This window comes from Poseidonocella sp. HB161398 (assembly GCF_005870025.1).
GTDB lineage: Bacteria > Pseudomonadota > Alphaproteobacteria > Rhodobacterales > Rhodobacteraceae > Mangrovicoccus.
Genome location: NZ_VATA01000019.1, coordinates 58,220 through 81,942 on the forward strand (window position 1 = coordinate 58,220; position 23,723 = coordinate 81,942).

Sequence of the window (23,723 nt, forward strand, 5' to 3'; positions counted from 1 at the left end):
TGGGGGCGCAGATGCGCGCCCGCCCGTGGTGATAACGGCGACCGGAGAAACCCAGATGGCCAACGAGACCCATGGCACTGACGCGGCCGGTGAAGCCGTCGTCCTGCACGGACAAACCGTGGAGCACCCCACCGAACTGCAGCATGTCGAAGCCGGCATGCCCCAGCTCGATTTCACGACTTACGCGAACCAGATTTTCTGGCTGATCGTCGCCCTGGCCGCGATCTACTGGATCCTCTCCAAGATCGCCCTGCCGCGCATCGCCATGATCCTGGCCGAGCGCCGCGGCACGATTTCGAACAACATTGCCGCCGCCGAAGAGCTCAAGGCCCAGGCGATGGAAGCCGAGCGCGCCTACGAGAAGGCCCTGGCCGACGCCAAGGCCGAAAGCGCCCGGATCGTCGCCGAGGCCAAGGCGGAGATCAAGGCAGAGCTCGCCGCAGCGGTCGAGAAGGCCGATGCCGAGATCGCCGCGAAGACCGCCGAGAGCGAGAAGGCCATCGCCGGGATCCGCGAAGGCGCGCTGGAAAGCGTCGAGGCCGTCGCCAAGGACACTGCCGCCGCGCTGGTCTCCGCGCTCGGCATGTCGGCCGACCAGGCCGCAATCGACGCTGCTGTCGATTCCCGTGTGAAAGGCTAAGACCATGACCCGCATCCTCGCGCTCGCCCTCACGCTGGCCGCCGGTCCCGCCCTGGCCGCCACCGGGCCGTTCTTCTCGCTGCACAACACGAATTTCGTGGTGCTGCTCGCCTTCATCCTGTTCGTGGCCGTGCTCGTCTACTTCAAGGTGCCGGGCATCCTCGGCAGCCTGCTCGACAAGCGCGCCGCCAAGATCCAGTCCGAACTCGACGAAGCCAAGGCGCTGCGCGACGAGGCGCAGAAGCTGCTGGCCTCCTACAAGCGCAAGCAGGAGGAGATGATCGAGCAGGCGGGCCGCATCGTCGACACGGCCAAGAAGGAAGCCAAGGCGGCTGCCGAGAAGGGCAAGGTCGATCTGGAAGCCTCGATGGCGCGCCGCATGGCCGCCGCCGAAGAGCAGATCGCCTCGGCCGAGGCCAAGGCCGTCAAGGAAGTCCGCGACCAGGCTGTCACCGTGGCGGTCTCCGCTGCGGCCGAGGTCATCGCCAAGCAGATGGGCCCCGAGCAGGCCGGCGTCCTCTTCGACGACGCCGTGACCCAGGTGAAAGCCAAGCTGCACTGAGCGCATCCGCGCCCGACGCCATCGCAAAGCCCCGCAGGGACGCCCCCTGCGGGGCTTTTCCCGTTCCGCGGGGGCGAAGGCACAAGCTCCGGGTCGCGCCGGGCCGGGCGGCGGCGTAGATTGGGCCCAGAGCCCGAAGCAGGATCCCGCCATGCCCGACACCGCCGCCCCCCTGGAAGACAGCTACCATTACGGCGTGATCCGCCGCGCCATCGAGGAGATCGACCGCGCCGGAGCGGCGCCGCTGGCGCTCGACGAGCTGGCGCGGCGCATGGGCATGTCGCCCGCGCATTTCCAGCGGCTCTTCTCCTCCTGGGCCGGGGTCTCGCCCAAGCGCTACCAGCAGTACCTGGCGCTCGGCCACGCCCGGCAGCTGCTGGCGGAGCGGCACACGACGCTCGAGACCGCCGACCGCGTGGGGCTGTCGGGGGCAGGGCGGCTGCACGACCTCTTTGTCGCCTGGGAGGCGATGAGCCCCGGCGACTATGCCCGCCGCGGCGCGGGGCTCGCGATCGGCCATGCCTGGATCGAGACCCCCTTCGGCGAGGCGCTGGCCATGGCGACCGATCGCGGCCTCTGCGGGCTCGGCTTCACCGGCGATGGCGGGCGGGAGGCGGCCTTCGCCGATCTCGCCGCGCGCTGGCCCGAGGCGCGCTTCGCCGAAGAGCCCGAGCGGGTCGGCGCGCTTGCCCAGGCTGCCTTCTCGGGGCGCCGCACCCCGCTCCACCTGATCGGCGCGCCCTTCCAGATCAAGGTCTGGGAGGCGCTCCTGCAGATCCCCTCGGGCCATGTCAGCACCTATTCCTACATCGCCCGCGCCATCGGCCACCCCAAGGCGGTCCGCGCGGTCGGCACCGCTTGCGGCCGCAATCCCGTCGGCCTCTTCATTCCCTGCCACCGCGCGCTGAGGAAATCCGGCGGGCTCGGCGGCTATCACTGGGGGCTCGAGGTCAAGCGCGCCATCCTCGCCTGGGAAAGCGCGCGCGCCGAGGCGCCGCAGGCGGGGCTGGTCACGGCTGAATGATTTCGTTTTCCCGCCGCTTCGCTATATTGGGCGCAAAACTGCAAAGAGGCGAACATGAAGCGAGCAACTCTCATCCTCCTGTCGAGCGCCGTGATGCTCTCGGCCTGCGAAAGCTGGAACGACCCGGCCAATAGCAACCGCAACGCGGGCGCGCTCGGCGGCGCGGCGCTCGGCGGCATCATCGGGGCGGCGACCACCGGCGGCAGCGGCCGCGGCATCGCCATCGGCACCGCCGCGGGCGGCATCCTCGGCGCCGGGATCGGCGACGTCCTCGACCGCCAGGCGGCCGATCTGCGCAACGACCTCGGCAATGACGCCGTGACCGTGACCAATACCGGCGACAGCCTGCTGGTGAACTTCCCGCAGGCGATCCTGTTCGCCACCGGCAGCGACTCGCTGTCGTCCTCGAGCTATGACGAGCTGCGCGGCCTCGCGAAGAACCTCAAGACCTATCCGGACACCACGATCGAGATCGTCGGCCATACCGACAATACCGGCAGCGCCGGGCTGAATTTCGACCTCTCGAACCGCCGCGCGGGCGCGGTGTCGCGGGTACTCGTCGACAATGGCGTCGCGGGCAGCCGGATCACCTCCACCGGCCGCGGCGAGGACCAGCCGGTCGCCTCGAACCTGACCCCCGAGGGGCGCGCGCAGAACCGCCGCGTCGAGGTCATCATCCGCCCGACGGCCTAGGCCCCCCCGGCCCCGCCTTCCGCGCAGTTGGCAGATGCCGGGCGCCCAAGGCGGGGCCTTTTCCGTACGGCAGGATCCCGGCCCTGTCCCGCGCCGCCCCCGAGGCGGCGCCTCCCCGGCCGGGAAAGCTGGGCGGCTGCGGCGACTTGCCGTTGCCCCCTGGCTTGGTGCGGTTATATGATTTGACCGCATCAGGGGGATTTACATGACGTTCAGACGGATCGAACCGGAGAAGCTGAGCCAGGCGGTGGTGCGCCAGATCGAGGATCTGATCCTGCGCGGCGTGCTGCGCCCCGGAGAGCGGCTCCCCGCGGAGCGCGATCTCAGCGACAAGCTCGGCGTCTCGCGTCCGTCGCTGCGCGAGGCGGTGGCGCATCTTCAGGACCAGGGGCTCCTGACCGCGCGGGCCGGATCGGGCGTCTTCGTCGCCGAGGTGCTGGGCTCCGCCTTCTCGCCGGCGCTGGTGCGGCTCTTCTCGACCAACGAGGATGCGGTCTTCGACTATATCGACTTCCGCCGCGACCTCGAGGGGCTCGCCGCCGAGCGCGCCGCGCGCATGGCCTCGGATACCGACCTCAAGGTCATCGACACGATCTACCGCCGCATGGAGCTCGCGCACCGCAAGCGCAACCCGGCCGACGAGGCGCGGCTCGACGCCGAGTTCCACCTCTCCATCGTCGAGGCCAGCCATAACGTGATCACGCTCCACATGATGCGCTCGATGTTCGAGCTCCTGCGCGAGGGCGTGTTCTACAACCGCCAGATCATGTTCAAGCAGCGCGCCACCCGTGACGTGCTGCTCGGCCAGCATGGCGACATCAACCGCGCTCTGCAGGAGCGCGATCCGAATGCTGCCCGGGATGCCGTGGCCGCGCATATGGATTTCGTCGCCCGCTGCCTGAAGGAGCAGCAGAAGGCCGACAAGCACGAGGCCGTGTCGCAGCAGCGGCTGGAGCACGAGCAGGGGCGGCGGGTCTGAGCCGCCGCCCGCCGTCCGTTCAGGACGGCACCTTCTCCACGCTCAGCTGCGGCGCCCCGTCCGAGGTCCGGCGCGGCGACGCGCCATCCTCGCCGATCGTGCCGCGGATGCGGCTGCGCCAGTTGGAGAAGCTCTCGAAGCGCACCGTGTCGACCGGCGTGTCGAGCTGGATCTCGATCTGCCGGTGCGCGGCCGGCCCCGCCAGCGCCACGATCCGCCCGGTGAAGGCCTGCCCCAGATAGCGCCCCCTGACCCGGTCGCCGAGCGCCAGCTCCGGCGGCGCGTTGCGCTGGCCGAGGCGCGCGCGCAGCGTGTTCCAGTCGCGCGCGCCATGCTGGCGGGCGACCAGTTCCAGCGCCTGGCCATGGCTGACCGGCGTGCCGCGCGCCTCCAGCGCGCTGCGCAGCGCCTTCGCCTGCGCCTTGGCCTCTTCGAGCGTGAGCCGCGTCATGGCAGGACCTCCGTCTGTCCGTCGGGGCCTGCATGCCGCGGGGCCCGGAAGAGAATGGCGACGGCCAGCGCCAGAAGAACGGCATCGGCCACCGGAAAGGCGGCCCAGAGGCCCGTCGGACCGGCCCGCGCCGCGATGAGCGGGACCAGCACGGGCACCAGCAGCCAGGGCTTGGCCAGCGTCAGAACCGCTGCCGGGCGCGGCCGGCCGAGCGCTTGCAGGTAGAGCGCCAGCACCAGCACCGGCCCGGAAAAGGCGTAGAGCGCCAGCATCACCCGCAGGATCGCCGCCACGCTCGCCGCCATCCGGGCGTCGCCGCCGAAGGCCCGGCCGAGCGATTCCCCGAAGAGGCTGCCCGCCAAGGCGACGGCCAGGCACCAGCCGAAGGCCGCCGCCATGGCCAGGTTGCGCACCCGGAGCGCCCGCGCCGGGTGCCCTGCGCCGGCATTATGCCCGGCGATGGTCTGGGTCGCCAGCGCGATGGCCATCTGCGGAAGGAAGGCGAGGCCGAGGAGCCGAGTGGCAACGCCATGGGCGGCGAGCAGCCCTGCATCGTCGCCGATGGCCAGCACGACCGTCGCCGAGACCAGCGCCATGCCGAGAAGCCCGAGGCTGACCGGCAGGCCGAGCGCCAGGATCGCGCCCCATCCGCGATGGGCGGGCCGGACGGGCGGCAGGAGCCGCGGATCGCGCAGGCGCAGCGCAAGGAGCAGGGCAAGCCCGAGCCCCTGCGCCGCCACCGTGCCGAGCGCCGAGCCCGCCACGCCAAGCCCGAGCCCCGCGATGGCCAGCCAGTTCGCGGCGATATTGGCGAGATTGACGAAGACGGAGAGGAGCGCGATCTGCCCGGCGTGCCCCTCGCTGCGCAGCGCGTCGCCATGGAGCGCCAGGCCGAATTGCAGCGGCGCGCCGAGGACGAGCACCAGCAGGTAGCGCCCGGCCGTCTCCGCCAGGGCGCCATTGCCGCCCGCGAGCCCGGCGACCAGCTGCGGACCGGCGGCCAGCGCGGCGAAGAGCAGGAGGGCGCAGAGCGCCAGGGCCAGCCCCTGCGCCCCGGCCAGCACGGCGGCGGCCGCGTTGCGGTCCCCGGCGCCCAGATGCCGCGCCATCAGGCTGGCCATGCCGCCGCCCGACAGGCTCGACAGCGCGGTCAGCAGCATCACCGCCGGGAAGGCCAGGCTGACCGCGGCCAGCGCCTCCGCACCGAGATAGCGGCCGACGAAGAGGCCGTCGGTCACGGTCAGGATGCCGCCCATCGACATCACCACCGCCATCGGCAGCGCATTCGACAGGAACAGCCGCCCCGGCGGGGCGGTCAGGAAGGGGGAATCCCCCGGATTTCGGGCGTGCCGCTCGGACATCGCTCACTCCTCTCGCGAGGCATTTCGGACGGGATGGGAGCCTGCATTGCCCACCAGCGAAATGCTTCGAGGGTGAGATGTCGTCGTCTTCCGGGCTTCACCGTGACTTTCGTCCGCAGGCGGCAGGTGCCCGGCACCTGTCCCGCATCTAGGTGCAAGCCGCGCGCATGGCAAGACGGAATCTCCCCGCCGCATCTCCCGGGCGGGCAAGGAGGCTGGACGTCGGCGGCGTCGCGATCGCCCGCAGGCGCGCGGCCAGCAGGATCGTGCCGGAGGCCTTTCCCGCGGCATGGATCAGCAGCCCCTGCGCCGTGTCCTCGAAGACCGGACCCCGAAATAGCCGGTGCCGACCGCATCGGCGAGGTCGGTCCGGCCGGTCCGGGCCTCGAACCCGGTGATGGTGCCGTCCTGGACCCCTGCGGCGAAGACGAAGCTGTCGGCGCCCGCGCCGCCGGTCGGCAGCTCGAAGCCGCCCCCGGCCGCCAGCGTGTCCCGGCCGTTGCCGCCATTGACAGTACCGCTGCCGTCCGCGCCGGTCCCGCCATTGCCGGAGAGGCGGTCGCTGCCCGGGCCAAGATCGGCCAGGTCGGCGCCCGCGCCGCCCTGCTTGTTGCCGCCGAAGATCGTATCGTCGCCGAGTCCGCCGCGCCGCACATCCGCGCCCCGGCCGCCGGTGACGAGGTCGCGCCCGGACCTGCGCCGACCTTGTCCATGCCGCCATCGGCGAGGATCATGTCGCCTTCGATCATGTCGCGTCCCGTGGCCCCGCCCCGGCGCCGGTCGCGATCAGGTCATTGCCGCTGAGCCGTGGGAAGGTCCCGGCCTCCGCGCCGCCCTGCATCGCGTCCGCCCCGGACCTGCCGGTATGGGCGGTGTTGTCCGGGGCATGGGCGATGGCGGCGGCGACATCTTTGACCGACGCGAAGCCGCCATCGGGCAGCGCCTAAATCGCGGGGGATTGCACCAGCAGGTGATGCTGCCGCCGTCATGGCCGCCCTCGACCAGCGTGACCGTGCCGCCCGCGGCGGAGGAATGCCGCCCCGGGATCAGCGCGCCGGGGCGGCCAGGTCGCGCCTGTCGGAGAGCGCGGCGATGGTGACGTCGGGTGTCATCTCGGTCTTCCGCCTGGCCGCGTCGGCGACGACATTGGGCAGAGTGTCGCCCGAGAGCGCAGCGTTGCGGGCGTCGCAGGAAAGGCCGTGGCGGGTGATCGTCCTCGCGTTGACGTAGGGTTGCACGGCCGAGGCCGTTTCCTCCGCGTCGTCATTGGCATGGGCGCCGCCGGTCGCGTCGCTGTCCGTCGCCAAGACCTCGGCGCCCGAGGCGACGACATGCTGCGCATGGACATTGAACTCCGGCGCCCCTTTGCCGGACACTCGGGCATCGCGGTCCCGCCAGGAGACCGGGAACGTGCTGTCGTCGACCGCTGCGAGACCGGCAGCGAAGATCGCGCCGTAGTGGCCGCCGACCTCGCGGCCCGGATACTCGTTGAAGGCGTCGACCTCGAAGCTGCCGCCAGTCGGCTTCGAGGTCCCGGCCGTGGATGCCATGGCGGCTGTCATGCGTGCCGATGCCGGAATTACTGTTGATGCGGCTGTGCAAGAGCGCGACCGGCCGCCCGTCGCCGTGCTCCTCAAGACTGGCATTCTTCCAGATGGCCCTCGGCGACGCGGCGATCACCAGCGGATCTGCGGTCGCTTTGCCAATGGGATCGAAGGTCTGGCCGGTTGGCGCATGGAGCTTGGGCAGCTGTTCCGGGTCGCGAGGAACCCGCCACATGGCAGCGCCGTAGCCTTGGCGGGCGCTGGCAGGCCGGAGGCCGCGGCCAGGGTCGCGTAGCGCTCCGGCCATGTGCCATTCGTGCCGAAAGCGCATAGCTGCCGTCGATCCCCGTGATTCAGAGCTGCGCGAGCGTTCCGCCGGCCAGCGCGACCGGGCCGCGATCCGTCTTGAGGTCGGCGCCGTCGATCCGGTCCGTCGGGAGATCGTCACATCTGTGGCCACGATGCGAGAGGCCATGCGTGGTTTCCTTCGCCAATCCGCTGCTTGATGCCAGCCGGGACCGGCGGGAAATTGACGGACCTGGATTGCCGTCCCGGATGAACCGGCGACGGGCCGCGGCGCTGTGCTGCGGCGAGAGGGCTGGAAACCTGTGGCGCCGGCGCCTAAGAAAACGGGACCGTTCTCGCAAGAGCAGGGAAGATGGCCCAGACACCGATCCCCTCCAGCCCGGTGCGCCGGAAGAAGCCGCGCGCGCCTGCCGCCTCGGCGCCCTCCGCCACGCCGATGGCGCCCCAGGCGCATTACAACACCGTCCGCGCCGCCTTCGAGGCGTTCCGCCAGTCCGAGCCGGAGCCCAAGGGCGAGCTGGACCACGTGAATGCCTATACGCTGCTCGTCGCTGTCGCGCTGTCGGCGCAGGCGACCGATGTCGGGGTGAACCGCGCCACCCGCGCGCTTTTCGCCACCGTCGACACGCCGCAGAAGATGCTGGATCTGGGCGAGGAGGGGCTGATCGAGCATATCAAGACGATCGGGCTCTTCCGCAACAAGGCGAAGAACGTCATCAAGCTCAGCCGCATCCTCGTCGAGGAATACGGCGGCGAGGTGCCCAGCTCGCGCGCGGCGCTGCAGTCGCTGCCGGGGGTGGGGCGCAAGACGGCGAATGTCGTGCTGAACATGTGGTGGCGCATCCCGGCCCAGGCGGTCGACACCCATATCTTCCGCGTCGGCAACCGCACGGGGCTGTGCCCGGGGCGGGACGTGGATGCGGTGGAACGCGCCATTGAGGACAACATCCCCGCCGAGTACCAGCTGCACGCCCATCACTGGATGATCCTGCATGGGCGCTACATCTGCAAGGCGCGCAAGCCCGACTGCGCGCGCTGCATCATTCGAGACTATTGTGCCTTCGAGGAGAAGACCGCATGAGCCACCGCTACGCCGTTGCCGGAATCGGCAATGCCATCGTCGATGTCCTGTCGCCGGTCGACGACCACTTCCTCGACCTGATGGGGATCGAGAAGGGCATCATGCAGCTCGTGGAGCGCGACCGCGCCGAGCTGCTCTATGCCGCGATGAAAGAGCGGACGGAGGCCCCGGGCGGGTCTGTCGCCAATTCGCTGGCCGGCGTCGGCCGGCTCGGCCTGAAGACCGCCTTCATGGGACGCGTGCGCGATGACAGCCTGGGCAAGGGCTATGCCTCGGCCATGTCCGACTGGGGCACCGATTTCGCCGTCGATCCCGCGCCGGCCGACCTGCCGACCTCGCGCTCGATGATCTTCGTCTCGCCCGATGGCGAGCGTTCGATGAACACCTATCTGGGCGTCTCCGCCGAGGTCGGCCCCGAGCATGTCCCCGAAGAGGTCGCGGGCGACTGTGCCTATCTCTTCCTCGAGGGCTATCTCTTCGACAAGGATCCGGGCAAGGCGGCCTTCCTCAAGGCGGCCGAGCTCTGCCACAAGGCCGGCGGCAAGGCCGGGATCGCGCTGTCGGACCCGTTCTGCGTCAACCGCCACCGCGCCGATTTCAAGGGGCTGATCGCGGGCCAGATGGATTACGTGATCGGCAATGTCCATGAATGGTGCGCGCTCTACGAGACCGAGGATCTCGACGCCGCGCTGGCCGAGGCGGCGGCGGTCTGCGAGACGGTGATCTGCACCCGCTCGGGCGAGTCCGTCTGGCTGATCCGCGGCAGCGAGAAGATCGAAGTGCCTGTGAACAAGGTCGTGCCGGTCGATGCCACCGGGGCAGGGGACCAGTTCGCCGCCGGTCTGCTCTACGGTCTCGCCGCGGGGCGCGACCTGGCGACCGCGGGCAAGATGGGCGTCCTGGCCGCCGCGGAAGTGATCCAGCACATGGGCGCGCGGCCGCAGACCGACGTGGCCGACGTGTTCCGCGCCGCGGGCATCGCCGCCTGAGCGCGCGCATCGCCGCCGGTCATCCGGCCAGGCGGCGATGCACCTCCTCCAGGTCGATCGCGGCGACCGGCGCGGCGCGCTCCGGATCATCGGGGTCGTAGCCGAAAAGCTCGAAATCGTCGCGGTAGATCTCGCGCATCAGATGCAGCGCGAGATCGTCGAAATAGGCGCCGGGTGGATGGGCGCGGACCGGCCCGTGCCCGGCGCTCTCGTTGAAGCGCGGCAGCCCGCCGGTCGGCAGCCTGTGGCGCGGCGCGTAGTCCGAGAGCACCGCCGCCATCCCCTCGGCAAGTTCCTCGGTCCGGATGATGCGGTCGTAGCGGCCGCCATTGGCGATCAGCGTCGCGACATGGCCCGACTGCGCCGACCAGTGGATGTCGGGCTCCATCGGCTTGCGGAAGCGGATCGTGTCGCGGGCGAAGAGCAGGAAGCGGCGGAAGCTGGCGATCTGGTCGACCTCCCCCTCCACCGCGACGCCGTAGAGCTGCATCACCTGCGGCACGAGGTTGCCGCGGTAGCGCCGGCCGTTGCGCTGCACCCCGCAGATCTTGTCGAAGAAGGCCGAGAGGATGCGCCGGAACGGGTTGCGCACGCAGGTGAAGACCGGCACCGCCGGGTCGAACACCGCCTCCTCGATGGCCGGGCGGCAGGGCTCCATCGACCATTTGCACAGCCCCTCGGCCGCATCGTGGATGTCGCCGTCGAAGAACGTCCCGCGTTCGCCGTAATAGAGGATCTGGCCGATGGTGGAGCAGGCGCATTTCGGCACGACGCGATAGGCCACCGCGCCGCTTTCGGTCATCCAGATGCCGGGAAATCCCATGGCCGCGCCCTTCTTCGCCCTTTCTCAACGGTTACGCGCCATCAGGTGAAGAAAGTCTGACGAATTCAGGTGGAATGCGTGGCGTCCATCGCCTTTCTCCTTCTGGCGCACAAGGCGCCCGGCCGGGTAGCGGCGCAGGCGCGGCTGCTTTCGGCGCGGGGCGACCATGTGGTGGTGCATTTCGATGCGGGCGCGGACGCGGCGGACTGGCTGGCGCTGGTCGCGGCCCTGGCCGGGCTGCCGCGGGTGCATCTCGTCACGCGGCGGCAGCGCTGCGGCTGGGGAGAGTGGTCGCTGGTCGCCGCCACGCTGGAGATGATGCGCGCCGCTCTCGCCGCGGCCCCCGGGGCGACCCATCTGCTGCTCCTTTCCGGTGACTGCATGCCGGTGCGCCCGCATGGCGCGCTCGCGGCGCATCTCGACAGCGCGCCGCGGGACGTCATCGAGACCGAGGATCTCTTCCGCTCGGACTGGATCAAGACCGGTCTGCGCGCGGAGCGGGTGCTCTACCGCCATCCCTTCAACGAACGCCGCCATCCGCGGCTCTTCGCCCGCGCCCTGGCGCTGCAGCAGCGGGCCGGGCTGGAGCGGCGGCTGCCCGCGGATCTGCCCTTGAAGATCGGCTCGCAATGGTGGTGCCTGCGGCGGCAGACGGCCGAGGCGGTGCTGGACTTCTGCCGGACCCGGCCGGAGGTGCCGCGCTTCTTCCGGCTGGCCTGGATCCCCGACGAGTGCTTCTTCCAGAGCGTCGTGGCCCGCCTGGTCCCCGGGGCGGAGCGGACATCGCGGCTGCTGACCCGCTCGGTCTTCAGCGATTACGGCATGCCGCTGTGCTTCCATGACGACCAGAGCGCCGAGGTGCTGGGGGCGGAGGCCTTCTTCCTGCGCAAGATCGCCCCGGGCGCCCGGGGGCTGCGGCAGGCGATGGCGCGGCAGTTCCTGTCCGAGGTGCAGGCGCCCGCGCCGCCCGGACCGGATCTCGACCGGCGCTGCCAGTGGCGCGCGGCCCGCGGCCGCGAGGGACGCGCCAGCCCGCCGCCGCCCTGGGACCAGCCGCTGCCCGGGCTCAGGGTGATCGTCTGCAAGCGCTGGCATGTCTCCGCCCGTCTCGCCGCCCGCATGGCCGGTCCGCTTGGCGCGGCGGCCCCCGGCGCGGATCCTGCGGATCGGCACGCGGCCCGGCCCGGCCTTCCTTGCCGGGCATTCGGCGCGGATCGGGCTTGGCGGGGGCATGCTCGATCTGGTGGCGTCCGAGCTGGCGGCGGAGGAGGCGGCGCTCGACCGCGCCCGGACCGGCGCGGCGATCCGTCCCGGGCAGGGGCCCGCCGCGGCGGCGCGGGCGATGGCGCGGGCGCTTGACATGCCCTTGGAGCTCGCGACAGACCTATGCGCAGATCCAGACCTGACCGGAGAGTGAGCCCGCGATGAGCTATCCCTATGACGACCAGAACATCTTCGCGAAGATCCTGCGCGGCGAGATCCCCAGCACGCCGCTGATGGAGACCGAGCACACGCTGGCCTTCTCCGACATCGCCCCGCAGGCGCCGCATCATGTGCTGGTGATCCCGAAGGGGTCCTATGCGACCTACGACCATTTCGCGCTGGAGGCCTCGGAGGCGGAGATCGTCGATTTCACCCGCGTGGTCGGCCGGATCGCCGCCGAGCTGGGCGTGCAGCCGGGCCAGGGCGGCACCGGATTCCGGCTGATCTCCAATGCCGGCCCCGACGCGATCCAGGAGGTGCCGCACATGCATGTCCACCTGATCGCGGGCCGCCCGCTGGGCCGCATCCTGCCGGAATGACCCGCCCGGCGGCGGGCATGCCCCGCCGCCTGTGCCCGGCCCGTTTGTGCGCCGGATGAGCGCGCGACGGCGCTGCGGCCGACCGGCCTGGACGCGCTTGGAACCGGTCGGCGCCGCCTGTATCGGGCCGCGTCCCGGTCGCTTGCGACCTGCTGCTGCCCAGGTGTGTCCGAGACGCGCCGGCTGCCCGGGGCGCTTCGGCGCAACGCCGGACAGGGGCGATAGCGGTCGCGGCGTCTCGACGGCCAGAACGCTCCTGACACTCGCGCCAGCGGGCCGGGGAGGTCGCGGATGGCGGCCCCGGGGCGGGGAACGCGGCCCTGGGCCAGGCTTTCACGATCATTGCGCATTCAGAGGTCCGGCCCGATCTCCGTCTTCTGAAACCGGGTCGCGTCGGCCAGCCGGAAGGCGCTACTGGCGGAAAACGCCAGCTCCGGTCGAGAGGACACCCGGTGTCGGAAACTTGTTCTCCTGGATGGCAGTGGGCATCGAATATCGACGCGCATTTTCCCGATCTTGAGGCCTGCGGGCTCGTGCCCGGGTTTTCCAGCACAATCGGCCCGGCTCCGGCATGCGTTGACTGAGCCCGGCCTCGAGCTACGGCACCGGCGACACGGCGGGCGTCCTGTCGCCGGCGCCCTGGCCGCGGCAGAGCATCGGGAAGACCGAGGCGTCCGAGTGGCTGCCCGCGTTCTGGATCCGCGCTCGGCCCCGGCCGGGGCCCCCGGGACTGCGGGTCACCACATGGCCGTCGCGGGCGCGGCTGTCGGCCATGTGGTTCCCGGTCAGCATGACGATCAGCGGATCGTGCCGGTTGCCGCCGCCGTTGATGCGGATGCCGGCCGCCGCGCGCTCGGCATCGGCCTGCTGCCCGAAGACATCGCCACAGGCCGTGCAGCAGGGGGCGGGCATCATCCCGCGCAAGTGGATGTCGTCCGGGGCGCCGACCCTAGGCTCGGGCCTCATAGCCAGTAGATTACGGTAGCGGCGAGCGCGATGGCGGAGAGGAAGACCTTCGGGCATCGGTCGTAGCGAGGGGCAACGCGCCGCCAGTCCTTGAGCCTGGCAAACATGATCTCGACCCGGTTTCGGCGCTTGTCACACTTTACCGGTGTCCTGCGCTGTTTCCGTCCGGGGGCGCGGGCACCTATCCCTTTGTCTTTCAACGCTTCCCTGAACCAGTCGGCATTCGCCATTGTCGCTTGGACCAGTGGCGCGGCATGGCTCACGAGCCGCGATCTCCGAGCAGCCAGCCGGGATCCGGCAGACTGTCGCAGAGCGCCCGCGCACCGGCGTGGTCGCTCACCTGTCCTGCCGTGACGAACAGGTTGAGGGGACGGTCTTGGCTGTCGCATATGGCATGCAGTTCCGTCCCTCTCGGGACATTACTGCGCAATGGTTCATCCCGCCCGTTCTCGGGGAAACAATCCCCCGGACCGTTTCCCGACTTTCGAACTCCGCCCCATCAGGCGGCCACGCTCCCCTTTTCGGCGCCCAGACTGGACGCGGTCCGATGAGCCTTCAGGTAGGTGGCGTCAATCATCACGGTCCTCTTCTCGCCGTGCCCGGCAGCCAGTCCGGCCATCATTCTCGCGAAGATGCCTTGTCGCTCCAGCGCTCCCACCGGTTGCAGAGTATTTCCGGGACTTTCGCGGCGCCACTGGCGCCACGGTCCCTTCAACTGCGGGGGCCGTCTTCCGCAGGCACATCGCGCCACCGAAAGCCATTACGATTGAGGATGGGTTGGGTAGCCCCTCCTGACGGCACTTGTACCTCGGTGACCCGGAAAGGATCAGGAGGTTTGGATGAAGAAGGACGTCTCCATCATCGGCGTGGACCTGGCCAAGCAGGTCTTCCAGCTGCACGGGGCAACCGGGACTGGCGAAGTGGTCTTCCGCAAGGAGCTGTCGCGCAGGCGGTTCGAGGAATTCATTTAGGCCCGGCCGCGATGCCGGGTCGCAATGGAAGCCTGCGGGACGGCGCATCATTGGGCGAGGCTGCTGTCGGCGCTTGGCCATGACGTCTGCCTGATTTCGCCGAAGTTCGCGAAACCATTCGCGAAGACCCAGAGCGAGGCGGGGTCCGGAACCATCCGGGGGACGGTACCGCCGCCGGGCGACATGGCCGATGCCGAGGCGATTGCCGAAGCGGCGATCCGCCCGACCATGAGGTTCGCAGAGATCAAGACACCCGGGCAGCAGGGCCTCGGCATGATCTTCAGGCTGCGGGACATGTTGGTTGGGCAGCGAACCCAGATGATCAACAGCCTGCGGGGGCATCTGTCTGAATTCGGGATCGTCGCAGGCAAGGGCCGGGAGACCGTCGCCAAGCTGCGGCCGGCGGAGGAGGCCTCGGAGAGCCTGCCCGCCTCGGTTCGGGCCATGTCGCAGCTCTGCCTCGAGCAGATCGACGGCCCGTCCGAGCGGATCTCCGACCTCGACGCGCAGATACAGGCGGCAATCAGGCGAACTCCGCTTTCCGCCCGGCTCCGGAAGATGCCGGGGATCGGCCCGGTGACAGCGATGGCCGTTGCCGCCTTCGCCCCGCCGATGGAAGCCTTCGGGCGCGGCCGCGATTTCCCGGCATGGCTCGGCGTGCGGTCCGTCTCCCGGGCGGATCGCTTTCCGGCCCGCACTGCCGAGACAGCATTCGAGCGGCGGCAAGCCGAGGCTGGGCCGAACCGGCAAGTCCGGGCAGAGCGTTGCCGATGGCCGCTCGGACCGGTGGCGCGACCCTCGGCAACTCCGGCGCCTGCTGATCATTGGCGCGATGGCGGTGATTTCCAGCACCAAGGCGCGGCCGCCTGCCGGGAGTTCGTGGCTCTGCCGCATCCTTGCGCGCAAGCCGCGGATGCCGGCGGCGATCGCGCTGGCCAACAGTGAGCGGTCACGCGCCACCGGTCCGAGCGGCCCGCGAACGGCCCGCGTTCGCGGGCTCGCTCTGGGCGATGATGACGAAGGATGACGAGTTTCGGGGCGGTCCGCAGCTGGCGGGTTGACGCGGCCAGGGCACTGCCTCGGAAATGCGGGAGGAGCTGAAGCGAGCATGATATCGATCGGAAAGATCGGGGTCGGGAAATCAGCGTTGCATGATGGGCTTCGAGCTCGGCTTGATGTTTTGATCCTGACCCGCGGCTCCCATACTGGCCAGGGGGGCTAACTCCAGGAAAAGGCCTGACGCATGGACGCCTTCGATCGCATGATGCCAGCCGAGGCGTGCGCCCGCTGAAACCGGAGCTGCCCGCACATGAAGATAATGCCGATCAGCGCACGTCGGTCATCAACCCGGGGCTGCCGTGCGACTTCGGGAAGCAAGGCTCCAGACGCGCCATCGGCGCATCGCTCAGCCGGAAGAGACCGGACATGCCACCGCTCTGTTTTCTTGCCGTGAATCATGCCCCTCCGCCACGATCAGCGGGCCCTGAGCCTGGGCGAGCCCGGAGCCGGTCATGCGGCGGCGGAGCAGGGTCCCGGTCGGCGTTCGGATGCAGGTCCGGCTCGTCTTGGACGCAATCGCGGCGGTGGGACTTGGGCGGATCCCGGAGGGCTCTGACACCCCCAGCGGGGCATGGGCAGTTTCCGGCGGGCGAAGCGGTGCAGGTGCCGGTCGACCGGATGCCGGCCCGACGGCGGTCTCCCCCCAGCGGATCCCTTGAACCGTCCCGGGCCGCGGTGACGGACCGTCCGCAGGCCCTCGGGGCGGGACAGCCGCATGGCCCGGACAGCTGGGCGGCCACTTGACCGCGGACACGCTGGCCGGCCGCGCCGTCTGCACAGGGGTGCGCCCTGTCCGGCAGGTCCGTCTTGGAATGCTCCGGCCGGATCGGGCCGTCATGAGGGAGCCGAAAACGTCCGCGCGGCCACGGGGTATGCTGGAAAACCGGGGAAATGGTCCCGAACGCGGCCAGACTTGCCGGAGTCCGGGAGGAACACAGGTCAGATCCGGAACGGTTTCCTCCAGGGCGGCACCCTGGACTCCGTCTTGAGCATCCTGCGGAAAGGCCGAACCCGCGCCAGCCTGCTCGGGCCGGGCTGGTCCGCGCCCCGCACGGGCCGCGGGATCAGGCGGGTTCCGGGCTGCGGGTCAGGGCGAGGAACACGTCCTCCAGATCGGCCTCCTCGGTGCGGACGTCGCGGATCAGGATGCCGGCCTCCCGCACCGCCTCGAGGATCGCGCCGGGCGAGGTGCGGCTGCGGCGGTAATCGAAGGCGATGGCGCCGCCCGGGCGGGTCGCCACCTCGACGCCCTCGATCCGGGGCAGGGCGGCAGGCGGGGTCTCGGGCTCGATCACCAGCGTCTTGGCATCAAGCCGCCCCAGCAGGTTCGGCGTCGTGTCCTGCACCACCAGCTCGCCCTGGTTGATGATCGCGATCTCCTCGCACATGTCCTGCGCCTCTTCGAGGTAATGCGTCGTCAGGATGATCGTCATGCCCTCTTCGTTCAGCCGCCGGACATTGCGCCACAGCATCTGGCGCAGCTCGATATCCACCCCGGCCGTCGGCTCGTCGAGCACGAGGACCTGCGGCCCGTGGACCAGCGCCTTGCCCAGCAGCAGCCGCCGCCGCATGCCGCCCGAGAGCGTGCGCGCATAGGCATCCGCCTTGTCGGTCAGGCCGATCAGCGCGAGGATCTCGTCGGTTCGGCGCTGGCTGCGCGGCACGCCGTAGAGCCCGGCCTGCATGTCGAGCGCGCCGCGGGCGGAGAAGAACGGGTCCATGTTCAGCTCCTGCGGCATCACCCCGATCGAGGCGCGCGACTGGCGCGGATTGGCGTCCTGGTCGAATCCCCAGATCCGCACCTTGCCCTCGGTCTTGCGCACCAGCCCGGCGAGGATGTTGATCAGCGTCGACTTGCCCGCGCCGTTCGGGCCCAGCAGCCCGAAGATGGCGCCCTGGCGGATCGTCAGGTCGACGCCCTTCAGCGCCTCCTTGGCCGGCTGTCCCTTCTGGGCCGCATATGTCTTGCGCAGCCCTTCGATCTCGATTGCGTTCTGTGACATCCTGGCCTCTAATCTTAGGGAAGGAGCGCTTGCCCGGCTGCGGGCGTTCCCGTAACCGGAGACCTAAGCCGATCGGCCCGCCCCGGCAAGCAGGAGGAGTGCATCCCATGGCCATCAGACCGCCCGAATTCCAGATCACTTCGGCCCACCGCGTCGCCTGCGATGGCGGCGAGGGCGCGCTCGGCCATCCCCGGGTCTGGCTGACGGTCGATCCGGACCGCGGCTATGTGGAATGCCCCTATTGCGACAAGCTCTTCGTCGAGGAGGACCGCGCCCAGGCGATCCTGGCCTCGATGGGGCTCTCCGAAGCAAGCTGATCTGCCGGGCGCGCATTGCGCGCGCCGCGCCGGAGAGTACTCTGGCCAGCGGGGATCTGGACTGGCCTCCATGCCTTGCGGGGACGCACGCTGAAAGGCCGCTGAAGAAGGACAATGGGGCGTCGCCGCGCAGGAAATCGTTCCGGAATTGGTCGGGATTTCCCTGCGAAGCGAGCAGGTCTTGCCGCCGTCAGGACCATTTTCCCAGTTTTGCCCCCAAGCGCCGCGGCCGAACAGGTGGTATCACCCTGCCAGGACGGATGGTTCAGAGCTGACTTGGCAGACAGCGTGGCTGCAGGCCGGGACGCAGCGGTCTTCCTCCGGGACAGCGCGATATCGGGAAGGTGCCCTCGCGGTATCCGGGACCGCCGGGAATCGATGCCTGCTCCCTGCGAAGCCACGACACCAGACCGCTCCTAAGAGACTGAGGCAGGTGCCAGCCGAAGGCCCGGGTCCCGCGACACTGTCCCTGCGGGCACGGCTTCCTGCCAGGCATGCCGGAGATGCCGGGGCTGATCTCCGGCCATTCGTTAGGAGCAGCAACGGCGTATATCGGCGGCGCAAGGGCGTGCCGGGCATCGGCTCCGCCATCCCGGACGGCCCGCAGGATCAGCACAGAAGGCGAGGCGGCCGAAGGGCAGCCGTTACGCGCTCGACATCCTGCGCTCGGATGGTCTGGTCTGCGGACTGCCGCCGAGACGGGTGGGCTTTGCCCGCGTCGGCCATGTGCCGACGATGAGGCCGAAAGGCGTGCATGGCGGCGAGGACCACACGACGAAGAACTATCTCGACGCGCTGCGCGACCGCGCCATGTCGAAGCAGCTGCAGAAGCACTTTCCGCTGACCTTGGGCGTGCCGTCGCCGGTGCCCGTGGCGGCTGAAGAGTAGGAGCTGAGCCCGGTCCCGCTCAGCCGCGCCTGCGGCCGAGCTCCGCGCCCGGACCGAAGGCGAGGCGCCAGCCGCTCCAGGCGGCGGCGGCGCCGATCAACGCCAGCGCGGCGGTGGTGAGGACGTAGTCCCAGGGGGCCCAGAGCGTCTCGGCGACATGCGGCAAGAGCAGCATCCCCGCCAGCGGCACCGCGCCGCCAAGGACCGCGATCTTGCGGACCGTCAGCACCAGCGGGGTGAGCCAGACGGCGAGCCGCAGCACCAGCGCGGGAAAAAGCGCCAGCGGCAGGAGGACGATGCCCGCCCGGGCGAAGCCCGCGGCCATCTGCGCGGCCTGGCCGGGGACCAGATAGGGCCGTCCCGAGACCGGCATCAGCCAGGCCTCGGCGAACCAGCCGGCCACCGAGAGCACGAGGAAGATCATCCCCGCCGCCCAGGCCGCGACGGCGAGCCGGGCGAAGTCCCTCAATGCGCTTCGGCCCAGCTCTGCCCCTGGCCGGCATCGACGATCAGCGGCACGGCAAGCTCGACGGCGGGCAGCGACGCGCCCTCCATCACCTCGCGCACCCGCGCGATGGTCTCGTCGACGGCGCCGTCCTCGACCTCGAAGATCAGTTCGTCATGCACCTGCAGCAGCATCTTGGCCGGCAGCCCCTCGATCGCGGCGGGCATGCGGACCATGGCGCGGCGGATCACGTCGGCCGCGGTGCCCTGGATCGGCGCGTTGATCGCGGCGCGGCTGGCAAAGCCCGCGCGCGGCCCCTTGGCGTTGATCTCGGGCGTGTGGATCTTGCGGCCGAAGAGCGTCTGGACATAGCCGTGCTCCCTGGCGAAGCCCTTGGTCGCGTCCATGTAGTCGCGGATGCCGGGGAAGCGCTCGAAATAGCGGTCGATGAAGCCCTGCGCCTCGGCCCGCGGGATGCGCAGGTTGCGCGCCAGCCCGAAGCCCGAGATGCCGTAGATCACGCCGAAGTTGATCGCCTTCGCCTGGCGGCGGATCTCGGGGGTCATCTCGTCCAGGGGCACGTTGAACATTTCCGACGCGGTGGCGGCGTGGATGTCCTGGCCGTCGCGGAACGCCTCCTTCAGCGCCTCGATCCCGGCGATATGGGCGAGGATGCGCAGCTCGATCTGGGAGTAGTCGAGCGAGACCAGCACATGGCCCTTCTCCGGCACGAAGGCCTCGCGGATGCGGCGGCCCTCTTCGGAGCGGACGGGGATGTTCTGCAGGTTCGGATCGGTCGAGGCGAGGCGGCCGGTATTGGCGCCCGCGATCGAGTAGGAGGTGTGGACCCGCCCGGTTTCGCCGTTGATATGGTCCTGCAGCGCGTCCGTGTAGGTCGATTTCAGCTTGGAGAGCTGCCGCCAGTCGAGCACGCGGGCCGGCAGGTCATGCTCGGTCGCCAGGTCCTCCAGCACGTCGGCCGGGGTGGAATAGGCGCCGGTCTTGCCCTTCTTGCCGCCGGGCAGGGACATCTTGTCGAAGAGGATCTCGCCCAGCTGCTTCGGCGAGCCGACATTGAAGGTCTCGCCCGCCAGCTCGTGGATCTCGGCCTCGAGCCCGGCCATCTTCTGCGCGAAGGCGTTCGACATGCGGCTCAGCACGTCGCGGTCGACCTTGATGCCGGTGCGCTCCATCTGCGCCAGCACCGGGACCAGCGGCCGTTCCAGCGTCTCGTAGACGGTCGTCACCTTCGCCCTGTGCAGCCCCGGCTTCAGGAAATGCCACAGGCGCAATGTGATGTCGGCGTCTTCGGCCGCATAGGGCACGGCCTTCTCCAGGGGCACCCGGTCGAAGGTGATCGCCGACTTGCCCGAGCCCAGCAGCGGCTTGATCGGGATCGGCACATGGCCGAGATAGGTCTCGCTCAGCGTGTCCATCCCGTGGCCGTGCAGCCCGGCATGCTGGGCGTAGCTCATCAGCATCGTGTCGTCGATCGGCCCGACCTCGATCCCGTAGCGGGCGAGGATCTTCATGTCGTATTTCATGTTCTGGCCGATCTTGAGGATCTGCGGATCCTCGAGCATCGGCTTGAGCAGGTCGAGCGCCTCGTCGAGCCCCATCTGCCCCTCGGCCAGCGCGTCGGAGCCGAAGAGCCCGCCATCCTCGGCCTCGGCCTTGTGCGCCAGCGGGATGTAGCAGGCGCTGCCTTCCTCCACGGCCAGCGAGACGCCGACCAGATCGGCGGTCATCTCGTTGAGCCCGGTCGTCTCGGTATCGACTGCCACCCAGCCGCGGGCATAGGCCAGGTCGATCCAGCGCCGGAGCGCGTCCGCATCGCCGACGCTTTCGTATTTCGCCGGATCGAAGGGCTGGTCCTCGGCCGGGGCAGGGGCGGCGGAGGGCGCCTCGGCAACCGCGGGCGCGGGGGCGCCCAGCCGGTCGGCGACGCGCTTCGTCAGCGTGCGGAACTCCATCGCGTTGAGGAAGCCCACCAGCTCCTCGGCGTCGGGCTCGCGCACTTCGAGGCTGTCGAGGGTGAAATCCAGCTCCATGTCGCAGTCGAGCTTGACCAGCTGGCGCGAGATGCGGATCTGCTCGGCATTCTCGATCAGGGTCTGGCGGCGCTTGGGCTGCTTGATCTCCTCGGCGCGGGCCAGCAGCGTGTCGAGATCGCCGTATTCGTTGATCAGCTGCGCCGCGGTCTTGATGCCGATCCCGGGCGCGCCCGGCACGTTGTCGACGCTGTCCCCGGCCAGCGCCTGGACATCGACCACCCGGTCGGGGCCGACGCCGAATTTCGCCTCGACGCCCTCGACGCCGATCCGCGCGTTCTTCATCGCGTCGAGCATCTCGACCCCGCCGCCGACGAGCTGCATCAGGTCCTTGTCGGAGGAGATGATCGTCACCCGCCCGCCGGCCTCGCGCGCGCGGCAGGCCAGCGTCGCGATGATGTCGTCGGCTTCAAAGCCCTCGATCTCGTGGCAGGCGATGTTGAAGGCCCGCGTGGCGTCGCGGGTCAGCGGGAACTGCGGCACCAGATCCTCGGGCGCGGGCGGGCGGTTGGCCTTGTACTTGTCGTAGATCTCGTTGCGGAAGCTCTTGCCGGAATGGTCGAAGATCACCGCCGCATGGGTCGGCGCATCGGGGCCGGCATTGTCCTCGACATACTTGTAGAGCATGTTGCAGAAGCCCGCGACCGCGCCGACCGGCAGCCCGTCGGACTTGCGCGTGAGCGGCGGCAGCGCGTGATAGGCCCGGAAGATGAAGGCCGATCCGTCGATCAGATGCAGATGATGTCCCTTGCCGAAGGCCATGTCGCGCGTTCCCTTGCCGTTTCCGCTCCTACCTATTGGCAAGCGTCCGGCGAGGAAAGGGGCTAGAGCGGCTCGGGCCAGTGTTCGAAGAGCTCGGGCAGGTCCGTCTCCTTCACGCGCAGCAGGATCTGGCGGATTTCCAGGTCGATGACGGCATCCGCGCCGTCCTGGAAGGCCGCGGCCCTGATCTCGGCCAGGTCCGGCGCGAAGGGGAACAGGGCGGTGTCCAGCGGGCCGTCCAGCTCCGCGGAGGAGCGCTTGCCGTAACCGGCGAAGATGATCCGGTCGGTGCCCGGCTCGAAATCCCGGATCGTGGCTTCCAGCAGCAGGCCGCTGACGTTCCTGCTGGTGGCGTATTTGGTCATCGTGCTGGTGTCGTCGATGTTCAGGACGAAGGTGTCGGCCCCCGCGCCGCCCCAGGGGATGGATTTGCCGAAGCCTGCCTCGAGCGTGCCGTCTCCGCCGCCGCCGCGGGCGGCAGCACGCAGGCCGCCCGAGACGATCACGTCGTCGCCGGCGCCGCCGTGAAGGCTCACCTGGCCGGCGGCCTTCGGGCCCTCGTGGACAATGTTCCTGTAGGCATAGGTGATCACGTCATCGCCGGGGCCTCCGCGGGCAATGACATCGCCGCTGGCATACCCGATGCGGTCGTCGCCCAGCCCGCCGAGAAGATGGCAGGACAGGCCGGCATCCTCCGGCATGTCGCGCGGCCGGCCCGGCCCGGACAGGCGGTCGTCCCCGGCGCCGCCATGGAGCTCCCCCGAGGTGTTCCGCAGCCACAGCTCGTCATCGCCGCCCCGGCCGTGCGCATGGCTCGCGGCGCCGTGGACATTGTGGAACTGGTCGCGGCCATGGCTGCCGGTGACGCGCATATCGGCCACGGCCGACTGCCATTCGGTTCCGGACTCGCCCTTCAGCCAGGGCGTCTGCCGGAACCCGGAAAACGGCATGTAGGTGCGCGTGTCCCAGCCCGCCAGAAGGAGCTGGCCGATCTCCGCCCCGGCGCCGTCGCGCGGCACGATCCCGTCATAGGACAGGCGCGTTTCGTATTCCGCGGCATGGGCGCCGGCCCCGTCGACGGTCATCTCGAGCCGCAGGGCGGTGATCTCGCCGGTGACGGTCCAGTCCTCCGCCAGCGCCAGATCCGTGCCGCTCACGGCATGGATGGCCCGCCAGGCGACGGACGCTCCGGCGTCTCCCGTCCAGTCATCGAGCCGGAAGACTTGCCGGTGCTGCAATCCGGAATACGCCGTCGCCGCGCCGTCCCGCCAGAAGCGGAGCATTCCCCTTGCCGCCATGGGCTCCTCCTGAAGCCCTCGCCCGTGCCCGCAATGCCGGCGCCGCCCGGGGACGGGGCCAGTCCGGGAAGCCCGGCCCCGTCACATGCCGAGCGCGTCGGCCCGGTCGATCCCGAAGAACGCGCCGCCCGAGCGCAGGCCGAACCAGCCGTCCTGCTCTTCGCCCAGCTCGACCAGCCGGTAGAAGCTCTTGCGGTCGATCAGCGCCTCGAGCCCGGCGCGGACATGGACATAGGGCGCGGGCTCGCCATCCTCGCCCATCTCCACCCGGATGGGGTTGTCCGGCCCGGCCGCGACCACGTCGCCGACATGGGTCGTGAAGGTCAGCACCTGGTCCGCGCCCTCGCCCGAGACGGCGAAATCCACCGCCACGAACGGCGCGTCATCGACCTGGATGCCCACTTTCTCTACCGGAGTGACCAGAAAATAGGCATCTCCTTCCTTCTTCAGGATCGAGGAGAAGAGCTTGACCATGGCGGGCCGGCCGATCGGCGTGCCCATGTAGAACCAGGTGCCGTCGCGGGCGATCCGCATGTCGATATCGCCGCAGAAGGGCGGATTCCACAGGTGAACCGGCGGCGGTCCCTTCTTCGAGGCGCGGCTGGCGGAGGCCATGAGGCTGTTGGCGTCGGGGCGGTCCTGGGGGCTCACGATGTTTTGCGCTTTTCCGTCATTTGTCATTTGAAACTGTCCGGAGACGTGGCTCTA

Annotated in this window: 23 protein-coding genes and 3 pseudogenes; 13 read left to right on the forward strand and 13 right to left on the reverse strand. The window is 69.8% G+C overall.

The window, feature by feature from the left end; translation table 11 throughout:
- Nucleotides 1-55: 55 nt before the first annotated feature.
- The 5 genes from FGX59_RS16250 (at nt 56) to FGX59_RS16270 (ending at nt 3,898) form a co-directional block, all read left to right on the forward strand.
- Nucleotides 56-640, forward strand: coding sequence for a F0F1 ATP synthase subunit B' (locus tag FGX59_RS16250; protein WP_138468156.1), 585 nt, complete (start codon nt 56-58; stop codon nt 638-640).
- Nucleotides 641-644: 4 nt separating this feature from the next.
- Nucleotides 645-1,202: a F0F1 ATP synthase subunit B gene (locus FGX59_RS16255; RefSeq protein ID WP_138468158.1), complete on the forward strand. Its 558-nt coding sequence runs from the start codon at nt 645-647 to the stop codon at nt 1,200-1,202.
- A gap of 151 nt (nt 1,203-1,353) precedes the next feature.
- On the forward strand, nt 1,354-2,226 hold the full coding sequence (locus FGX59_RS16260) for a bifunctional helix-turn-helix domain-containing protein/methylated-DNA--[protein]-cysteine S-methyltransferase (protein WP_138468160.1): 873 nt from the start codon (nt 1,354-1,356) through the stop codon (nt 2,224-2,226).
- Between the two features lie 54 nt (nt 2,227-2,280).
- Nucleotides 2,281-2,919, forward strand: a complete 639-nt coding sequence (locus FGX59_RS16265) for an OmpA family protein (RefSeq protein ID WP_138468162.1) — start codon at nt 2,281-2,283, stop codon at nt 2,917-2,919.
- A 205-nt stretch (nt 2,920-3,124) separates the two neighbouring features.
- Nucleotides 3,125-3,898 carry a FadR/GntR family transcriptional regulator gene (locus tag FGX59_RS16270; protein ID WP_138468163.1) on the forward strand — a complete coding sequence of 258 codons (774 nt, stop codon included), beginning with the start codon at nt 3,125-3,127 and terminating at the stop codon, nt 3,896-3,898.
- Nucleotides 3,899-3,917: 19 nt separating this feature from the next.
- Here the strand turns inward: FGX59_RS16270 and FGX59_RS16275 are convergent, their stop codons facing one another.
- The 4 genes and pseudogenes from FGX59_RS16275 to FGX59_RS16290 all read right to left on the reverse strand — a co-directional run bounded on the left by FGX59_RS16275 (nt 3,918) and on the right by FGX59_RS16290 (nt 7,260).
- On the reverse strand, nt 3,918-4,349 hold the full coding sequence (locus FGX59_RS16275) for a glyoxalase superfamily protein (RefSeq protein ID WP_138468165.1): 432 nt from the start codon (nt 4,347-4,349) through the stop codon (nt 3,918-3,920).
- Nucleotides 4,346-5,710 carry an MATE family efflux transporter gene (locus FGX59_RS16280; protein ID WP_240722501.1) on the reverse strand — a complete coding sequence of 455 codons (1,365 nt, stop codon included), beginning with the start codon at nt 5,708-5,710 and terminating at the stop codon, nt 4,346-4,348. Before FGX59_RS16280 ends, FGX59_RS16275 begins: the two co-directional genes overlap by 4 nt.
- Nucleotides 5,711-6,004: 294 nt before the next feature.
- Nucleotides 6,005-6,391, reverse strand: a pseudogene (locus FGX59_RS16285) (calcium-binding protein); the annotation flags it as partial.
- Nucleotides 6,392-6,756: 365 nt separating this feature from the next.
- Complete coding sequence (locus FGX59_RS16290; protein WP_138468169.1) at nt 6,757-7,260, reverse strand: hypothetical protein; 504 nt, start codon at nt 7,258-7,260, stop codon at nt 6,757-6,759.
- 736 nt (nt 7,261-7,996) lie between these two features.
- Between FGX59_RS16290 and nth the strand changes: the two genes are divergently transcribed.
- Together nth and FGX59_RS16300 are read left to right on the forward strand one after the other, a co-directional pair.
- A complete protein-coding gene (gene nth, locus FGX59_RS16295; RefSeq protein ID WP_138468257.1) occupies nt 7,997-8,641 on the forward strand; it encodes an endonuclease III in 645 nt (214 codons plus the stop codon).
- Nucleotides 8,638-9,630, forward strand: coding sequence for an adenosine kinase (locus FGX59_RS16300; protein WP_138468171.1), 993 nt, complete (start codon nt 8,638-8,640; stop codon nt 9,628-9,630). Before nth ends, FGX59_RS16300 begins: the two co-directional genes overlap by 4 nt.
- A 19-nt stretch (nt 9,631-9,649) precedes the next feature.
- Here the strand turns inward: FGX59_RS16300 and FGX59_RS16305 are convergent, their stop codons facing one another.
- Complete coding sequence (locus FGX59_RS16305; protein WP_138468173.1) at nt 9,650-10,453, reverse strand: sulfotransferase family protein; 804 nt, start codon at nt 10,451-10,453, stop codon at nt 9,650-9,652.
- A 78-nt stretch (nt 10,454-10,531) separates the two neighbouring features.
- Between FGX59_RS16305 and FGX59_RS16310 the strand changes: the two genes are divergently transcribed.
- Nucleotides 10,532-11,812, forward strand: a complete 1,281-nt coding sequence (locus FGX59_RS16310) for a beta-1,6-N-acetylglucosaminyltransferase (protein ID WP_138468175.1) — start codon at nt 10,532-10,534, stop codon at nt 11,810-11,812.
- Between the two features lie 65 nt (nt 11,813-11,877).
- Nucleotides 11,878-12,255 (forward strand): HIT domain-containing protein, encoded by a 378-nt coding sequence (locus FGX59_RS16315; protein WP_138468177.1) that lies wholly within the window; start codon nt 11,878-11,880, stop codon nt 12,253-12,255.
- A 597-nt stretch (nt 12,256-12,852) separates the two neighbouring features.
- Here FGX59_RS16315 and FGX59_RS16320 read toward each other — a convergent pair.
- Nucleotides 12,853-13,179, reverse strand: coding sequence for a hypothetical protein (locus FGX59_RS16320; protein ID WP_138468179.1), 327 nt, complete (start codon nt 13,177-13,179; stop codon nt 12,853-12,855).
- 38 nt (nt 13,180-13,217) lie between these two features.
- A pseudogene (locus tag FGX59_RS16325) lies at nt 13,218-14,022 on the reverse strand (IS5 family transposase).
- Nucleotides 14,023-14,060: 38 nt separating this feature from the next.
- Here FGX59_RS16325 and FGX59_RS39700 point away from each other — a divergent pair.
- On the forward strand, nt 14,061-14,192 hold the full coding sequence (locus tag FGX59_RS39700) for a hypothetical protein (RefSeq protein WP_370296065.1): 132 nt from the start codon (nt 14,061-14,063) through the stop codon (nt 14,190-14,192).
- 24 nt (nt 14,193-14,216) lie between these two features.
- On the forward strand, nt 14,217-15,137 hold the full coding sequence (locus tag FGX59_RS16330) for an IS110 family transposase (protein ID WP_370296066.1): 921 nt from the start codon (nt 14,217-14,219) through the stop codon (nt 15,135-15,137).
- 363 nt (nt 15,138-15,500) lie between these two features.
- Here the strand turns inward: FGX59_RS16330 and FGX59_RS16335 are convergent.
- A pseudogene (locus tag FGX59_RS16335) lies at nt 15,501-15,619 on the reverse strand (IS5/IS1182 family transposase); the annotation flags it as partial.
- A gap of 696 nt (nt 15,620-16,315) precedes the next feature.
- Nucleotides 16,316-17,254 (reverse strand): ABC transporter ATP-binding protein, encoded by a 939-nt coding sequence (locus tag FGX59_RS16340; RefSeq protein WP_138468181.1) that lies wholly within the window; start codon nt 17,252-17,254, stop codon nt 16,316-16,318.
- A 107-nt stretch (nt 17,255-17,361) separates the two neighbouring features.
- Here FGX59_RS16340 and FGX59_RS16345 point away from each other — a divergent pair, with 107 nt between their 5' ends.
- Both FGX59_RS16345 and FGX59_RS37590 read left to right on the forward strand, forming a co-directional pair.
- Nucleotides 17,362-17,571 carry a zinc-finger domain-containing protein gene (locus FGX59_RS16345; RefSeq protein ID WP_138468183.1) on the forward strand — a complete coding sequence of 70 codons (210 nt, stop codon included), beginning with the start codon at nt 17,362-17,364 and terminating at the stop codon, nt 17,569-17,571.
- Nucleotides 17,572-18,306: 735 nt separating this feature from the next.
- Nucleotides 18,307-18,459, forward strand: a complete 153-nt coding sequence (locus FGX59_RS37590; RefSeq protein WP_171060672.1) for a hypothetical protein — start codon at nt 18,307-18,309, stop codon at nt 18,457-18,459.
- Nucleotides 18,460-18,478: 19 nt separating this feature from the next.
- Here FGX59_RS37590 and FGX59_RS16350 read toward each other — a convergent pair whose 3' ends face one another.
- The 4 genes from FGX59_RS16350 to FGX59_RS16365 all read right to left on the reverse strand — a co-directional run bounded on the left by FGX59_RS16350 (nt 18,479) and on the right by FGX59_RS16365 (nt 23,696).
- Nucleotides 18,479-18,928, reverse strand: a complete 450-nt coding sequence (locus tag FGX59_RS16350; protein WP_138468185.1) for a hypothetical protein — start codon at nt 18,926-18,928, stop codon at nt 18,479-18,481.
- A complete protein-coding gene (gene polA, locus FGX59_RS16355; protein ID WP_138468187.1) occupies nt 18,925-21,717 on the reverse strand; it encodes a DNA polymerase I in 2,793 nt (930 codons plus the stop codon). The genes FGX59_RS16350 and polA overlap by 4 nt, the downstream gene beginning before the upstream one ends.
- Before the next feature lie 62 nt (nt 21,718-21,779).
- Nucleotides 21,780-23,015 (reverse strand): calcium-binding protein, encoded by a 1,236-nt coding sequence (locus FGX59_RS16360; protein WP_138468189.1) that lies wholly within the window; start codon nt 23,013-23,015, stop codon nt 21,780-21,782.
- Between the two features lie 81 nt (nt 23,016-23,096).
- Nucleotides 23,097-23,696 carry a DUF1285 domain-containing protein gene (locus FGX59_RS16365; protein WP_138468191.1) on the reverse strand — a complete coding sequence of 200 codons (600 nt, stop codon included), beginning with the start codon at nt 23,694-23,696 and terminating at the stop codon, nt 23,097-23,099.
- Nucleotides 23,697-23,723 lie beyond the last annotated feature (27 nt).

Bases quoted from the DNA above. Each gene is read 5' to 3' on its own strand.
- FGX59_RS16250 (WP_138468156.1), top strand. From the start codon at position 56: ATGGCCAACGAGACCCATGGCACTGACGCGGCCGGTGAAGCCGTCGTC.
- FGX59_RS16255 (WP_138468158.1), top strand. From the start codon at position 645: ATGACCCGCATCCTCGCGCTCGCCCTCACGCTGGCCGCCGGTCCCGCC.
- FGX59_RS16260 (WP_138468160.1), top strand. From the start codon at position 1,354: ATGCCCGACACCGCCGCCCCCCTGGAAGACAGCTACCATTACGGCGTG.
- FGX59_RS16265 (WP_138468162.1), top strand. From the start codon at position 2,281: ATGAAGCGAGCAACTCTCATCCTCCTGTCGAGCGCCGTGATGCTCTCG.
- FGX59_RS16270 (WP_138468163.1), top strand. From the start codon at position 3,125: ATGACGTTCAGACGGATCGAACCGGAGAAGCTGAGCCAGGCGGTGGTG.
- FGX59_RS16275 (WP_138468165.1), bottom strand. From the start codon at position 4,349: ATGACGCGGCTCACGCTCGAAGAGGCCAAGGCGCAGGCGAAGGCGCTG.
- FGX59_RS16280 (WP_240722501.1), bottom strand. From the start codon at position 5,710: ATGTCCGAGCGGCACGCCCGAAATCCGGGGGATTCCCCCTTCCTGACC.
- FGX59_RS16290 (WP_138468169.1), bottom strand. From the start codon at position 7,260: ATGGCATCCACGGCCGGGACCTCGAAGCCGACTGGCGGCAGCTTCGAG.
- nth (WP_138468257.1), top strand. From the start codon at position 7,997: ATGGCGCCCCAGGCGCATTACAACACCGTCCGCGCCGCCTTCGAGGCG.
- FGX59_RS16300 (WP_138468171.1), top strand. From the start codon at position 8,638: ATGAGCCACCGCTACGCCGTTGCCGGAATCGGCAATGCCATCGTCGAT.
- FGX59_RS16305 (WP_138468173.1), bottom strand. From the start codon at position 10,453: ATGGGATTTCCCGGCATCTGGATGACCGAAAGCGGCGCGGTGGCCTAT.
- FGX59_RS16315 (WP_138468177.1), top strand. From the start codon at position 11,878: ATGAGCTATCCCTATGACGACCAGAACATCTTCGCGAAGATCCTGCGC.
- FGX59_RS39700 (WP_370296065.1), top strand. From the start codon at position 14,061: ATGAAGAAGGACGTCTCCATCATCGGCGTGGACCTGGCCAAGCAGGTC.
- FGX59_RS16330 (WP_370296066.1), top strand. From the start codon at position 14,217: ATGGAAGCCTGCGGGACGGCGCATCATTGGGCGAGGCTGCTGTCGGCG.
- FGX59_RS16340 (WP_138468181.1), bottom strand. From the start codon at position 17,254: ATGTCACAGAACGCAATCGAGATCGAAGGGCTGCGCAAGACATATGCG.
- FGX59_RS16345 (WP_138468183.1), top strand. From the start codon at position 17,362: ATGGCCATCAGACCGCCCGAATTCCAGATCACTTCGGCCCACCGCGTC.
- FGX59_RS37590 (WP_171060672.1), top strand. From the start codon at position 18,307: ATGAGGCCGAAAGGCGTGCATGGCGGCGAGGACCACACGACGAAGAAC.
- polA (WP_138468187.1), bottom strand. From the start codon at position 21,717: ATGGCCTTCGGCAAGGGACATCATCTGCATCTGATCGACGGATCGGCC.
- FGX59_RS16360 (WP_138468189.1), bottom strand. From the start codon at position 23,015: ATGGCGGCAAGGGGAATGCTCCGCTTCTGGCGGGACGGCGCGGCGACG.
- FGX59_RS16365 (WP_138468191.1), bottom strand. From the start codon at position 23,696: ATGACAAATGACGGAAAAGCGCAAAACATCGTGAGCCCCCAGGACCGC.